Source organism: Halomonas mongoliensis (genome assembly GCF_052496345.1).
On sequence record NZ_CP199288.1, the window covers coordinates 2,102,304 to 2,115,613 of the forward strand.

Sequence of the window (13,310 nt, forward strand, 5' to 3'; positions counted from 1 at the left end):
TCGAGAGCCGATGGAAAGCAACGAGCAGGTGGCGGGCCGCGAGGCGCTGACGGGCGCCCGCCGGGTGGTGGTGAAGATCGGCAGCGCGCTGTTGACCAACGACGGCCGCGGCCTCGACGAGGCCGCCATCGGCGGCTGGGTCGACCAGATCGCCGCCCTGCATCGCCGCGGCGTGGAGGTGGTGCTGGTCTCCTCCGGCGCCGTGGCCGCCGGCATGGTGCGTCTCGGCTGGCAGGCGCGCCCCTCGGCGGTGCACGAGCTGCAGGCCGCCGCCGCGGTAGGGCAGAACGGCCTCACCGAGTGCTACGAGGGTCACTTCGCCCGCCACGGCCTGCTTACCGCCCAGGTGCTGCTGACCCATGACGACCTCTCCAACCGCAAGCGCTACCTCAACGCCCGCTCGGCGCTGCGCACCCTGGTCGACCTGCGGGTGGTGCCGGTGATCAACGAGAACGACACCGTGGTCACCGACGAGATCCGCTTCGGCGACAACGACACCCTGGGGGCCCTGGTGGCCAACCTGCTGGAGGCCGATGCCCTGGTGATCCTCACCGACCAGGAAGGGCTCTTCGACGCCGACCCGCGCGGCAACCCCGAGGCCCGGCTGATCAGCGAGGGGCGCGCCGACGACCCGGCGCTGGCGGCGGTGGCCGGCGGCGGCGGGGCGCTGGGCCGTGGCGGCATGGCCACCAAGATCCGCGCCGCGCACCTGGCGGCGCGCTCCGGCGCCTACACCGCCATCGCCAGCGGCCGCCAGCCCGAGGTGCTGACCCGGCTGATGGCCGGCGAGCGCCTGGGCACCCTGCTGCGCCCGGACCAGGCCCCCATCGCCGCGCGCAAGCGCTGGCTGGCCGGGCAGCTCCAGGTGCGCGGCACCCTCACTCTGGATGCCGGGGCGGTCAAGGTGCTGCGCGAGAGCGGCTCCAGCCTGCTGGCGGTGGGGGTCAGGGCGGTGGCGGGGCAGTTCCGCCGCGGCGACATGGTGCAGTGCGTGGACGAGGCCGGGCAGCGCGTCGCCAAGGGGCTGGTCAACTACGGCGCCGATGATGCCGCGCGCATCCTCGGCAAGCCGAGCCATCAGATCGAGGCGATCCTCGGCTTCATGGAGGCCCCCGAGCTGATCCATCGGGACAACCTGGTGGTGCTATAGCAAGCTTGGCAAGGGCTATGATAGGATACGCCATCCTCTCAGACACGGCCCGTGAACGACCGCTGATGTCAAGCGGTCGGCCAGATGGCCCAGGCCGGCGGAAAGGCTCACGCCTTCCTGCCGGATCAATACGTTATAGAAGCCGTCACCACACGGGCGGCGAAAAATCTCCAAGGAGACAATAGCAGTGGCAAACAGCAAGCAAGCTCGCAAGCGCGCCCGTCAGGCCGAAGGCCGTCGTGTACTGAAGGCCGGTCAGCGCTCCATGGTGCGCACCTACATCAAGCGCGTCATCAAGGCGATCGGCGGCGGCGACCACGCCACCGCCATGGCCGAGTTCAAGCAGGCCCAGCGCGTCATCGACCGCATCGCCGACAAGGACGTGCTCTCCAAGAAGAAGGCTGCCCGCCTGAAGAGCCGCCTGAACGCGCGCATCAAGGCCCTGGCTGCCTGAGCAGACCGGACGCCTACGGAGTGACTCGCCCCGCTCGGGCGGGCCTCCAGCAGAAAGACCGGCTGCGGCCGGTTTTTTTGTGGCTGTCAGACAGGTGAGGACCCAGACGTGACGGATCGCGAACAGTCGCCACCCGCGCCGGTGGACGAGCAGGACAAGGTGGTGGCCCCCAAGGCCGGCGGGCTGATGCGCTCGGGCCTGGTGGTCAGCGTGATGACCATGCTCTCCCGGGTGATGGGCCTGGTGCGCGACGTGGTGGTGGCCACCCTGTTCGGCGCCGGCAGCGGCGCCGACGCCTTCTTCGTCGCCTTCAAGATCCCCAACTTCATGCGCCGGCTGTTCGCCGAGGGGGCCTTCAACCAGGCCTTCGTGCCGGTGCTCTCGGAGTACGCCACCCGGGGCAGCAAGCGCGAGGTGCGCGAGCTGCTCGACGCCGTCTCGGGCAGCCTCACCGTGGTGCTGGCGCTGCTCACTGCCCTGTTCATGGTGGCCGCCCCCTGGCTGGTGTGGGTCTTCGCCCCCGGCTTCGGCCGCGACCCCGCCAAGCTGGCGCTCACCGCCGACATGCTGCGGCTCACCTTCCCCTACCTGCTGCTGATCTCGCTGACGGCCTTCGCCGGCAGCGTGCTCAACACCTGGAACCGCTTCGCCATCCCGGCCTTCACACCGGTGCTGCTCAACCTCTCGCTGATCGGCGCCGCCTTGCTGCTCACCCCGCTGATGACCGAGCCGGCCATGGCCCTGGCCTGGGGGGTGCTGATCGCCGGCGTGGCCCAGCTCGCCTTCCAGGTGCCCTTCCTGGTGCGCCTGGGGCTGATGCCCAGGCCCTGGCCGAGCTTCGTGCACCCCGGAGTGAAGCAGATCATGGTGCTGATGGCACCGGCGCTGTTCGGCGTCTCGGTCTCCCAGATCAACCTGCTGCTCGACACCATCCTCGCCTCCCTGCTGGCGCCGGGCAGCGTCTCCTGGCTCTACTACTCCGACCGCCTGGTGGAGCTGCCCCTGGGGGTCTTCGGCATCGCCATCGGCACCGTGATCCTGCCGGCGCTCTCCAAACGCCACGCTGAGCAGTCCGGCCAGCACTTCAGCGAGATGCTCGACTGGGCGATCCGCGCCGTGCTGCTGCTGGGGCTGCCGGCGGCCCTGGCCCTCGCGATACTGGCCGAGCCGCTGTTGATCTCGCTGTTCCACTACGGCGCCATGACCGAGCATGACATCGCCATGGCGGCCATGAGCCTCAGGGCCTATGCGTTTGGATTAGTGGCCTTCATGCTGATCAAGGTGCTGGCGCCGGGCTTCTTCGCCCGCCAGAACACCAAGACGCCGGTAAAGGTCGGCATCATCGCCATGGTCGCCAACATGGTCTTCAACCTGATCCTGATCTGGCCCCTGGCCCACGCCGGCCTGGCGCTCGCCACGGCGCTCTCGGCCTTCCTGAACGCCGGCCTGCTGGGCTGGCTGCTCCACAAGGAGCGGGTGCTGGTGTTCCAGCCCGGCTGGGGGCGCTACGCGGTGCAGCTGTTGGGCGGCTGTGCGGTGATGGGCGTGGGCCTGTGGCTGATCGCGCCCGACTGGCAGGCCTGGCTGGGCTGGAGCGTCTGGACGCGAGTGGCCTGGCTGGCCGCCCTGGTGGTGGCCGGCGCCGGCGTCTACTTCGCCTGGCTCGCCGCCACCGGCGTGCGCCTCCGGCATTTCAGGATGAAGAGCTGACCCGAATGTGCAGGAGCCCGATTTATCGGCGATAGCGGTGTTGACCGGGGGCCTGGCGGCGCCATCGTCGAAGCGTCGAACCGGCAGAATCTGCGCTCCTACAAGGAGCGGGTTGCAAGGCGTACCGGTAGGAGCCCGATTTATCGGCGATAGGCGGCAGGCATGGGTCCCTGGCGGCTGACCGGACCTTGTGGGAGGCCGGCTTTGCCGGGCGAATGGCGCCGCAGGCGCCCCGGCGGTGTTGCTAGCGTTGGCGCATGCCGCTAGGAGCCCTTCGGTCTCCATTCGCTCGGGGAACCCGAGCTCCCACAGGGTGCCCTGCAACGAATCGCGCTGGATTGCCAGGACAAGCCCGCCCCGGCTGTCAAGGGGCTCGCTGTCCGGTATAATCGCCGACTTTACGTCTATCTTCCTGGCAGCGGGGCTCGCAAGCCATGCAAGTGATCCGAGGACTGCACAACCTGCGCGACGAGCATCGCGGCTGCGTGGCCACCATCGGCAACTTCGATGGGGTCCACCGCGGCCACCAGGCGATTCTCGATCAGTGCCGCGAGCAGGCCGCCACGCTCCAGCTGCCGGTCACCGTGGTGGTGTTCGAGCCTCAGCCCCGGGAGTTCTTCGCCGGCGACCAGGCGCCGCCGCGGCTGACCCGCCTCAGCGAGAAGGTGCGCCTGCTGGGCGAGGCGGGGGTGGAGCGGGTGCTCTGCCTGCCCTTCAACGACGCCCTGCGCGGCCTCACCGCCGAGGCCTTCATCGAGAAGGTGCTGATCGCCGGCCTCGGCGTGCGCCACCTAGTGGTGGGCGACGACTTCCGCTTCGGCTGCGACCGCCGCGGTGACTTCCACCTGCTGGCCGAAGTGGGCGAACGGCGCGGCTTCAGCGTCGAGCACACCCGTACCTTCACCGTCGACGACGACCGCGTCTCCAGCACGCGGATTCGCACCCTGCTGGCCAGCGGCAACTTCGAGGCGGCGGCTCGCCTGCTGGGCCGCCCCTACCGCCTGGGCGGTCGGGTCGTGTCCGACCAGAAGCTCGGCCGCACCATCGGCGTGCCCACCGCCAACCTGCCTCAGCCGGTGCGCTCCCTGGCCCTGCACGGCGTCTATGCGGCGGTCTGCGAGCTGCCCGACGGCGGACGACGGACGGGCGTGGCCAATATCGGCTGGCGCCCCACGCTGGGCAGCAACCGGCCGGTGCTGGAGGTGCACCTCTTCGACTTCGACGGCGACCTCTACGGCCAGCGCCTGACGGTCTTCCCCTGCGCCAAGCTGCGCGGCGAGGTGAAGTTCGAGCACTTCGACGCCCTGAAGCAGCAGATCGGGGCCGACCAGCGCCGCGCCCGCGCCTATTTTTTACAGCGCCCCACCTTCAATAACGACGATTCTCTTCCTCTGGCATCGGCGCCGCTGGCGCGCGAGGCCGTGACTTCCGATTCCTCGGCGGGGACCCCCGCCGACCACGACGACGGCTGACCCCCAGGATATGAGCGACTACAAGCACACTCTGAACCTGCCAGAAACCGATTTCCCCATGCGCGGCATGCTGCCCAAGCGTGAGCCGGAGCGCCTGGCCGAGTGGCAGGAGAAGAACCTCTACCACCGCCTGCGCGAGGAGCGCCAGGGCCGGCCGCTGTTCGTGCTCCACGACGGCCCTCCCTACGCCAACGGCAGCATCCACATCGGTCACGCCGTCAACAAGATCCTCAAGGACATCATCGTCAAGTCGAAGAACCTGGCCGGCTTCGATGCCCCCTATGTGCCCGGCTGGGACTGCCACGGCCTGCCCATCGAGCACAAGGTGGAGGTCACCCACGGCAAGCACCTGGAGGCCGAGCGGGCCCGTGAGCTCTGCCGCGAGTACGCCGGCGAGCAGATCCAGGGGCAGATGAGCGACTTCGTGCGCCTGGGGGTGATGGGCGACTGGGAGAACCCCTACCGCTCCATGGACTACGCCAACGAGGCCGGCGAGATTCGGGCGCTGGCCGAGATGGTCGAGGCGGGCTACGTCTTCAAGGGCCTGAAGCCCGTCAACTGGTGCTTCGACTGCGGCTCGGCCCTCGCCGAGGCCGAGGTGGAGTACGCCGACAAGCAGTCCGACGCCATTGACGTGGCCTTCCCGGTGGAGGACGCCGACCGCCTGGCCGCCGCCTTCGGCCTGGAGGCGCTGCCCAAGCCCGCCGCCATCGTCATCTGGACCACCACCCCCTGGACGGTACCCGCCAACCAGGCGCTCAACGTCCACCCCGAATTCACCTACGCCCTGGTGGATACCGGCGAGCGGCTGCTGCTGCTGGCCGAGGAACTGGTCGAGTCCTGCCTCGAGCGCTTCGCGCTGCAGGGCGAAGTGATCGCCACCGCCCGGGGCGAGGCCCTGGAGCACGTCAATTTCCGCCACCCCTTCTACGATCGCCTCTCCCCGGTCTACCTGGCCGACTACGTGGAGAGCGAGGTGGGCAGCACCGGCATCGTCCACTCGGCCCCCTCCTACGGCGTGGACGACTTCAATACCTGCCGCGCCTACGGCATGAGCTTCGATGACATGCTCAATCCGGTGCAGGGCAACGGCGTCTACGTCGACGACCTGCCCTTCTTCGGCGGCCAGCTGATCTGGAAGGCCAACCCGCAGATCGTCGAGAAGCTGGCCGAGGTCGGGGCGCTGCTGGCCCACAAGCGCATCACCCACAGCTATATGCACTGCTGGCGCCACAAGACCCCGGTGATCTATCGCGCCACCGCCCAGTGGTTCGTGGGCATGGACGTGAAGGGCAAAGATGGCAAGACCCTGCGCGAGCGCGCCCTGGAAGGCATCGAGGCCACCCGCTTCACGCCCGCCTGGGGCCAGGCGCGCCTGCACAGCATGATCGCCAACCGCCCGGACTGGTGCATCTCCCGCCAGCGCAACTGGGGCGTGCCGATCCCCTTCTTCCTGCACAAGGCCACCGGCGAGCTGCACCCGCGCACCGTCGAGCTGATGGAGGAGGCCGCCAAGCGGGTGGAGAAGGAGGGCATCGACGCCTGGTTCCGCCTCGACCCGGCGGAGCTGCTCGGCGAGGAGGCCGCCGACTACGACAAGGTCACCGACACCCTGGACGTCTGGTTCGACTCCGGCACCACCCACCGCCACGTGCTGCGCGGCTCGCACCCCCACGGCCACGAGGCCGGCCCCCGCGCCGACCTCTACCTGGAGGGCTCCGACCAGCACCGCGGCTGGTTCCACTCCTCGCTGCTCACCGGCTGCGCCATCGACGGCCATCCGCCCTACCGCGGGCTGCTCACCCACGGCTTCACCGTGGACGCCCAGGGCCGCAAGATGTCCAAGTCCATGGGCAACGTGGTGGCCCCCCAGGAGGTGATGGACAAGCTCGGCGCCGACATCCTGCGCCTCTGGGTCGCCTCCACCGACTACGGCAACGAGATGGCGGTCTCCGACGAGATCCTCAAGCGCACCGCCGACGTCTACCGCCGCATCCGCAACACCGCACGCTTCCTGCTGGCCAACCTCAACGGCTTCGAGCCCAGCCGCGACGCCGTGGCCTTCGGCGAGATGCTGGCCCTGGACCAGTGGGTGGTGGACCGCGCCGCCCAGCTGCAGGCGCGCATCGAGACCGCCTACGAGGAGTACCGCTTCCTGGACGTCTACCAGCAGGTCCACGGCTTCTGCGCCCGGGAGCTGGGCGGCTTCTACCTGGACGTGATCAAGGATCGCCAGTACACCACCCAGACCGACTCCCTGGCGCGGCGCAGCGCCCAGACCGCCCTCTACCAGGTGGTGGAGGCGCTCTCCCGCTGGGTCGCCCCGATCCTCAGCTTCACCGCCGAGGAGATCTTCGAGAATATCCCCGGCGAGCGCGGCGACAGCGTGCTGCTCGAGGAGTACTACCAGGGCCTCGCCACCCTGCCTGAAGATGCCGCCATGGGCCGCGACTTCTGGGAGCAGGTGCTCGAGGTGAAGCAGGCGGTGAACAAGTGCCTGGAGGACGCCCGTAACGCCAAGACCATCAAGGGCAGCCTGGCCGCCGAGGTCACCCTCTACGTGGACGACGCCCTGCACGCCACCCTGGCCAAGCTGGGCGACGAGCTGCGCTTCGTGATGCTGACCAGCGAGGTGACTCTGGCACCGCTCTCCGATGGCGAGCAGGCCGAGGCCACCGAGCTTGCCGGCCTGAAGGTGGCGGTGGCTGCAAGCGCCCATAAAAAGTGCGAGCGCTGCTGGCACCACCGCGAGGACGTGGGCCAGCACGAAGGCCACGACGACCTCTGCGGGCGCTGCGTGAGCAACCTGCCCGAGGGCCCCGGCGAGACGCGCCTCTATGCCTGACGCCAAGCCGACCGGCGGCGGCCCTTCCAGCCACCCGGAGGTGCCGCCCATGCAGCGCCCGCTGCGCTGGCTGTGGCTGGCCGCGGCGATCATCGTGCTGGACCTGGCCACCAAGTACGCCGCCAGCGCCTGGCTGGAGTACGCCCGGCCGGTGGAGGTGCTGCCCTTCTTCAACCTGACGCTGCTGCACAACACCGGCGCCGCCTTCAGCTTCCTGGCCGACCACCCCGGCTGGCAGCGCTGGTTCTTCGCTGCCATCGCGGTGGGGGCCAGCGTCGGCCTGACCATCTGGCTGACCCGGCTGAAACGCGACGAGACGCTGCTGGCGGCGTCTCTGGCAGGCATCATCGGCGGCGCCCTGGGCAACCTCTACGACCGCCTGGTGCACGGCTACGTGGTGGACTTCCTCTCCTTCCACGTCGCCGGCTGGTACTACCCGGCCTTCAATATCGCGGACATCGGCATCACCCTCGGGGCCATCGGCCTGATCTGGGAGTCGGTGTTCGGCGAGAAGCGCCGCGCCCGCCAGCGCAGCTGAGCCACCAACGCATGACGGTGCCACCCGGCCCTGTAGGAGCCCGATTTATCGGGCGATAGACCATCCACCCGACTCCGAGAATGGCATGACCGACCAGAACAGCCAGCAGTACCGCATCGACGAGGGCATGGAAGTGACCCTGCACTTCACCCTCAAGCTGGAAGACGGCACCGTGGTGGACTCCACCCGGGACAAGGCCGCCGCCACCTTCCAGGTGGGCGACGGCAACCTGCCGCCCGGCTTCGAGCACCCCATGAAGGGGATGGCCGCCGGCGAGAGCGCAAGCTTCCAGATCACCCCGGAGCACGCCTTCGGCCAGCACAACCCCCAGAACATCCAGCGCCTCAAGCGCGACGACTTCGGCGACGAGGAGCTGGAGGTGGGCACGGTGATGTCCTTCGCCGACCCCTCCGGCGGCGAGCTGCCCGGGGTGATCAGCGCCATCGACGGCGACATGATCGACGTGGACTTCAACCACCCGCTGGCAGGGCGTACCCTGACCTTCGAGGTGGAAGTCATAGACGTTAAGCCCGCCACGACCCACTAAGGCGGAGCTGCGGGCGCCCCGGCGGTGCCACCCGGCCCTGTAGGAGCCCGATTTATCGGCGATCAGCCGCTGAGGTATCGCCAAGGGCCCCCGTAGGAGCCCGATTTATCGGCGATCGGCCGCTGCGGCATCGCCAAAGGCCCCTGTAGGAGCCCGATTTATCGGCGATCGGCCCCGACGGTCAGCCCCCAACGAATCAACCAGCAGATGCCCCTGACGCATCAAGGCAGAGACTCATGCAGATCAAACTGGCCAACCCCCGCGGCTTCTGCGCCGGCGTCGACCGCGCCATCGAGATCGTCAACCGGGCGCTGGACGTCTTCGGGCCGCCCATCTATGTGCGCCATGAAGTGGTCCACAACCGCTTCGTGGTGGACACCCTGCGCGACCGCGGTGCCGTCTTCGTCGAGGAGCTCCACGAGGTGCCCGACGACGTCATCGTGATCTTCTCCGCCCACGGCGTCTCTCGCGCCGTGCAGGAGGAGGCCGAGCGCCGCGGCCTCAAGGTGTTCGACGCCACCTGCCCGCTGGTCACCAAGGTCCACCTGGAGGTGCTGCGCTACGCCCGCCGCGGCCAGGAGTGCGTGCTGATCGGCCACGAGGGGCACCCCGAGGTGGAGGGCACCATGGGGCGCTACGACACCTCCCATGGCGGTGCCATCTACCTGGTGGAAGATGAAGGGGACGTAGCCACCCTCGAGGTGAAGGACCCGAGCCGGCTCGCCTTCGTCACCCAGACGACGCTCTCCATGGACGACACCGCCAAGGTGATCGACGCCCTGCGCGCCAAGTTCCCGGAGATCGAGGGGCCGCGCAAGGATGACATCTGCTACGCCACCCAGAACCGCCAGGATGCCGTGCGCGAGCTGGCCGCGGGCAGCGACCTGGTGCTGGTGGTGGGCAGCCCCAACAGCTCCAACTCCAACCGTCTGCGCGAGCTCTCCGAGCGCATCGGCACCCCGGCCCACCTGATCGACAGCGCCGACCAGATCGATCCCGCCTGGCTGGAGGGGATCAAGGCCGTAGGCGTCACCGCCGGCGCCAGCGCCCCGGAGGTGCTGGTGCAGGGCGTGATCGAGCGGCTGCAGGCGCTGGGCGCCAAGGCCCCCGAGGAGCTCGACGGCCGCGCCGAGACCATCACCTTCTCCATGCCCCGCGAACTGCGCGAGCGGGTCATCGTCAGCGAGTAGTCCCGCTTCTGCCCCCGGCCTCCCGCGGGAGGCCGGCTATGACTGGCAAGCACTTCAGTCGCCGCCATCTGCTGGCTCCCTCCTGTGGAGGCCGGCTCCACCGGGCGAATGCCGCGTAGCGGCAAGGCGCCGCAGGCGCCTGCTACTTTCTTCCTGCCTAGCCTGTACGCCCCAGCCCACAGGGCTACACTGTAAGCCATCGCTTACCACCCGGGCATTTTTGGCTCGGCACCCTATCGAAAATCCTGTTCCTGATACATACTGAAACCGAACGTAACGAACGCAGGAGAGGCGCGGCGTGACCCAACCGAGCACCCGAGGCAGGCCCCAGGGCCCCGCAGGCAGCATCCGGCGCAGCGCCGGCTTCACGCTCATCGAACTGATGATTGCGGTAGCTATTATTGGCATTCTGGCGTCGATCGCGTATCCGAGTTATCAGAGGTATGTGGAGCGCGCGCTTCGAGCAGATGCTCATGCGGGGCTTATGGAAGCAGCTGGAATCATGGAGCGTTGTTATACACAGTTTAATAGGTATAACGATTCAGAGTGCTCTTTAGTCGGCTCAAATATACTCTCGCCAGATGGGGAATACACTATTACGGTCTCTTTTCCAGATCCGCCAGGTGGTCAAGGGTACCTTGTTTCAAGCTCCGTAAGCAGTAGAGATGGCTGCACTGAAAATAATGGTGTCATGACATTGAATCATCTTGGTGAGCGTAATCCATCTGCCTGCTGGGACTGATATGAAAAATAAAGGGTTTACGCTTATTGAACTCTTGATAACTTTGGTGGTGGCTGTGATCTTGGCTACCGTCGCAGTGCCGGGTTTCCAAAGAATGATGGCCGTCAATCGCGTTGCTGCCGATTATAATGAGGTGCTTTCAGGGCTGAATTTTGCCAGAAGTGAAGCTATCAAGCGCCGAACAGAAGTTGTGTTTGAAGTTGTGTCGAGTCCGGGTGAGCCTTGGCAGTACGAGGTGAAGGTCGTGGGCGGACCTGCCCTGCGTGTCAGGCGTGGCCGTGATGAAAGAACTGAGCTTGACGAAGGTTTCGATGTTACTTTTAGTCCGCTAGGTAGGCCGGTAGGAACCTGTGTGGATGGCTGTAGTGTGACCTTGGAGTCAAAGATGTCTGGCGGAGCTGACAGAGATATCACCATTACCCCGATGGGGCGAGTCACGAGAGGGTAATGATGATGAATGTATTTGACTTGCGACAGCGTGGATTCACCTTGTTAGAAGCCCTTGTTGCACTGCTAGTGCTCTCCATCGGCATGCTGGGCGTGGCCGCGATGCAGCTAAAGGCGCTTCAGGGCGCCCATGCGGCTTATCAGCGTTCTATTGCCTCATTGGCGGCACAAGATGCACAGGAGAGGCTGTGGGCCGCGGTTGCAGCGGCTCCCGGTCTTCCTCCTTGTCCAAGTAGTGAGGTTTCCAGTATCGAAACTGCCTGGCATGCTCACTGGACGGATACTGGCGGGGGAAAAAAGGTCATTTTGCCAGGTTTCACAAACAGCACAATACAACATGAGGGTGGCTGTGAGTTCTCGATAACTGTCAACTGGGATGAGGAAAGGCTTGAAGGCGGTGGAGGGTCTTTTTCGTATACTGTCAGGCTGCCGGAGACTGCCCCATGAGGCGTAACGCTGGCTTTTCCCTAGTTGAGCTGATGGTGGCCATGGTGATCGGCTTGATCATTATTCTTGGTGCCGGGCAGCTATTTTTGACCGTTTTTCAGACCAATCGCCAGGTGGAAGCGCTCAGCGAAAAGCAGGCGGCAGTAAATTTTGCCGTTGAGACCCTGCTCAGGGATGTTCGTCGTGCTTCAGCTGTAGAGAAGTTGGGTAATAGCTTGAGGCTTACAGTGCCTAATCGTGGCGATATTGATTCAGGGTGCACTCCGAACGATCTCGTTGATAAAGAATATCGAGTGAGTGGCTTGCCAGTTAGCGCAAGAGAGGGGTGGGCCCTAGAGGTAGGGTTGGCGTGTTCAGGTGAAACCATCAGCAACTTCGCCCAAGTCGTGGCGGCCCTAGACGCCGGCGGGGAATCTGTTGGATTTAAAGCTGAGGAGGTTGATGGCGGGGTGTGGTTGATCACTCTTCAACTGATGGCAACTGGTCTGGATGGGACTCAGGATGAACTGGTCTTCAATGCCGTCAACCGAACTGCAGCGGTAACAAACTGACTAGGTTTTCTATGAAGCCAAAGAGCTTCTTGGAGCATGGTGATGAAGAATCAGAGCGGAGCGGCGTTGATAGTGGTGCTTTCACTGCTCACCATTTCACTGATGGTGGGGTTGTCCAGCATACAGTCTTCGCAGATAGATGAGCGGCTGGCGGGGAATTATAGAGCTCAGGCTGATGCGCAGATGGGTGCGGAAACAGCAGCAGCTGCTGGATGGGAAAATGTAAGAAATGCAGATTGGGAAGACGTTTCTGACTTGAATAGCACCGGTTTGGAAAGTTTGCGCTGGGTGGATTTTGTGGGTGTCGGTGGGGACGGGGGCTGCGAGGGAAATGTTGAGTGTTTATATCGGTACTTTGAAGATGGTGATGAAAAGTATATTGTTGCTATTGGTGCTGTGGCTGTAGTGGGCGCTGGTGTTGTTTCGGAAAGCTCCCCTTTGGTTGTTCGTGTTAATAGGGGTGGGTATTTTTTAGGCCCGCAAGCTGCTCATCAGTGTTATGGTCCTTTTTGCTCTTACAGGATTAAAGGAGCAGCTGCTGATTTCACTGGCATTGATCACCTGACCCCAAGTAATCCTGGTTGTAATGGTGGTGCATGTAATTCAGGGCCTTCGGGGGTGGAGGAAAATGATAGAGATAAGTGTTATTATCCAGATGTTATTGGCGCGTATAAGGACTGTCGTACTGAGCCTCTTGAAGGCGCTATGACTAAAGACGACTGGCTTGATTATGTTAGTGCGATTAGCTTCACGGATAGGTTTTTTAATGGTGATACTGTGCCTTCCCTTAATGATAGAGCTTCCCCCGCCTTCGTTGAGATTGTCCAGGGTAAGGTGACGAGGGGTACGGGAAATGTGAATACAGTCGGCGTTATTGTTGTAAGGGCAGGGGCTACTTTTGACCTTTCTGGGACTGGCCATCATGAGGGGGTTATTATAGTTGAGCCGGGCGCGAGAATTGAATATAACGGAACTCCGAGAGTCTATGGTACAATAGTCACGCTTGAGGGGGCTTATAGCGATGACCTAGAGGTTCCTGATGTAGATATTTCAGGAAATACGGCCGTAAGGTATAGTCAAGCTGCTATTGATCTTGTGAACAGAGCATCAGGTTCAAGTGAGGGTGACTCTGGTTGGGAGATTAAGGACTGGTTTTGAGGGTGCATATTTTAATTTTTTGGTGCTAAAATCTTGGGTTGGGGGTATTGTGCTCTATT

Annotated in this window: 13 protein-coding genes; all 13 read left to right on the top strand. The window is 64.6% G+C overall.

Annotated elements, in window-relative coordinates; genetic code table 11:
* Window positions 1–10 precede the first annotated feature (10 nt).
* Window positions 11–1,150, top strand: coding sequence for a glutamate 5-kinase (proB, locus tag ACRYRV_RS09960; protein ID WP_299313748.1), 1,140 nt, complete (start codon window positions 11–13; stop codon window positions 1,148–1,150).
* 187 nt (window positions 1,151–1,337) lie between these two features.
* Entirely contained in the window at window positions 1,338–1,604 is a 267-nt protein-coding gene (gene rpsT / locus ACRYRV_RS09965) for a 30S ribosomal protein S20 (protein WP_253446254.1), read from the top strand.
* A gap of 186 nt (window positions 1,605–1,790) precedes the next feature.
* Window positions 1,791–3,314, top strand: a complete 1,524-nt coding sequence (gene murJ, locus ACRYRV_RS09970) for a murein biosynthesis integral membrane protein MurJ (protein ID WP_444986306.1) — start codon at window positions 1,791–1,793, stop codon at window positions 3,312–3,314.
* A gap of 434 nt (window positions 3,315–3,748) precedes the next feature.
* Window positions 3,749–4,786: a bifunctional riboflavin kinase/FAD synthetase gene (gene ribF / locus ACRYRV_RS09975; RefSeq protein ID WP_444985264.1), complete on the top strand. Its 1,038-nt coding sequence runs from the start codon at window positions 3,749–3,751 to the stop codon at window positions 4,784–4,786.
* A 10-nt stretch (window positions 4,787–4,796) separates the two neighbouring features.
* Window positions 4,797–7,631, top strand: coding sequence for an isoleucine--tRNA ligase (ileS, locus tag ACRYRV_RS09980; protein WP_444985263.1), 2,835 nt, complete (start codon window positions 4,797–4,799; stop codon window positions 7,629–7,631).
* On the top strand, window positions 7,624–8,169 hold the full coding sequence (gene lspA, locus ACRYRV_RS09985) for a signal peptidase II (RefSeq protein WP_444985261.1): 546 nt from the start codon (window positions 7,624–7,626) through the stop codon (window positions 8,167–8,169). The genes ileS and lspA overlap by 8 nt, the downstream gene beginning before the upstream one ends.
* A gap of 85 nt (window positions 8,170–8,254) precedes the next feature.
* Window positions 8,255–8,716, top strand: a complete 462-nt coding sequence (gene fkpB, locus ACRYRV_RS09990) for an FKBP-type peptidyl-prolyl cis-trans isomerase (protein ID WP_444985259.1) — start codon at window positions 8,255–8,257, stop codon at window positions 8,714–8,716.
* A gap of 236 nt (window positions 8,717–8,952) precedes the next feature.
* A complete protein-coding gene (ispH, locus tag ACRYRV_RS09995; protein ID WP_444985258.1) occupies window positions 8,953–9,906 on the top strand; it encodes a 4-hydroxy-3-methylbut-2-enyl diphosphate reductase in 954 nt (317 codons plus the stop codon).
* 298 nt (window positions 9,907–10,204) lie between these two features.
* Window positions 10,205–10,648 (top strand): type IV pilin protein, encoded by a 444-nt coding sequence (locus ACRYRV_RS10000; RefSeq protein ID WP_444985256.1) that lies wholly within the window; start codon window positions 10,205–10,207, stop codon window positions 10,646–10,648.
* Complete coding sequence (locus ACRYRV_RS10005; protein WP_309636052.1) at window positions 10,617–11,096, top strand: GspH/FimT family pseudopilin; 480 nt, start codon at window positions 10,617–10,619, stop codon at window positions 11,094–11,096. Before ACRYRV_RS10000 ends, ACRYRV_RS10005 begins: the two co-directional genes overlap by 32 nt.
* Window positions 11,096–11,542, top strand: a complete 447-nt coding sequence (pilV, locus tag ACRYRV_RS10010) for a type IV pilus modification protein PilV (RefSeq protein WP_309636051.1) — start codon at window positions 11,096–11,098, stop codon at window positions 11,540–11,542. The genes ACRYRV_RS10005 and pilV overlap by 1 nt, the downstream gene beginning before the upstream one ends.
* Entirely contained in the window at window positions 11,539–12,093 is a 555-nt protein-coding gene (locus tag ACRYRV_RS10015) for a PilW family protein (RefSeq protein ID WP_309636050.1), read from the top strand. The genes pilV and ACRYRV_RS10015 overlap by 4 nt, the downstream gene beginning before the upstream one ends.
* A gap of 36 nt (window positions 12,094–12,129) precedes the next feature.
* Complete coding sequence (locus ACRYRV_RS10020) at window positions 12,130–13,251, top strand: pilus assembly PilX family protein (RefSeq protein ID WP_309636049.1); 1,122 nt, start codon at window positions 12,130–12,132, stop codon at window positions 13,249–13,251.
* Window positions 13,252–13,310 lie beyond the last annotated feature (59 nt).

Coding starts and splice junctions, on each gene's coding strand:
- ACRYRV_RS10015 (WP_309636050.1), top strand. CDS start 11,539: ATGAGGCGTAACGCTGGCTTTTCCCTAGTTGAGCTGATGGTGGCCATG.
- ispH (WP_444985258.1), top strand. CDS start 8,953: ATGCAGATCAAACTGGCCAACCCCCGCGGCTTCTGCGCCGGCGTCGAC.
- ACRYRV_RS10020 (WP_309636049.1), top strand. CDS start 12,130: ATGGTGATGAAGAATCAGAGCGGAGCGGCGTTGATAGTGGTGCTTTCA.
- pilV (WP_309636051.1), top strand. CDS start 11,096: ATGATGATGAATGTATTTGACTTGCGACAGCGTGGATTCACCTTGTTA.
- lspA (WP_444985261.1), top strand. CDS start 7,624: ATGCCTGACGCCAAGCCGACCGGCGGCGGCCCTTCCAGCCACCCGGAG.
- ribF (WP_444985264.1), top strand. CDS start 3,749: ATGCAAGTGATCCGAGGACTGCACAACCTGCGCGACGAGCATCGCGGC.
- proB (WP_299313748.1), top strand. CDS start 11: ATGGAAAGCAACGAGCAGGTGGCGGGCCGCGAGGCGCTGACGGGCGCC.
- murJ (WP_444986306.1), top strand. CDS start 1,791: ATGCGCTCGGGCCTGGTGGTCAGCGTGATGACCATGCTCTCCCGGGTG.
- ileS (WP_444985263.1), top strand. CDS start 4,797: ATGAGCGACTACAAGCACACTCTGAACCTGCCAGAAACCGATTTCCCC.
- fkpB (WP_444985259.1), top strand. CDS start 8,255: ATGACCGACCAGAACAGCCAGCAGTACCGCATCGACGAGGGCATGGAA.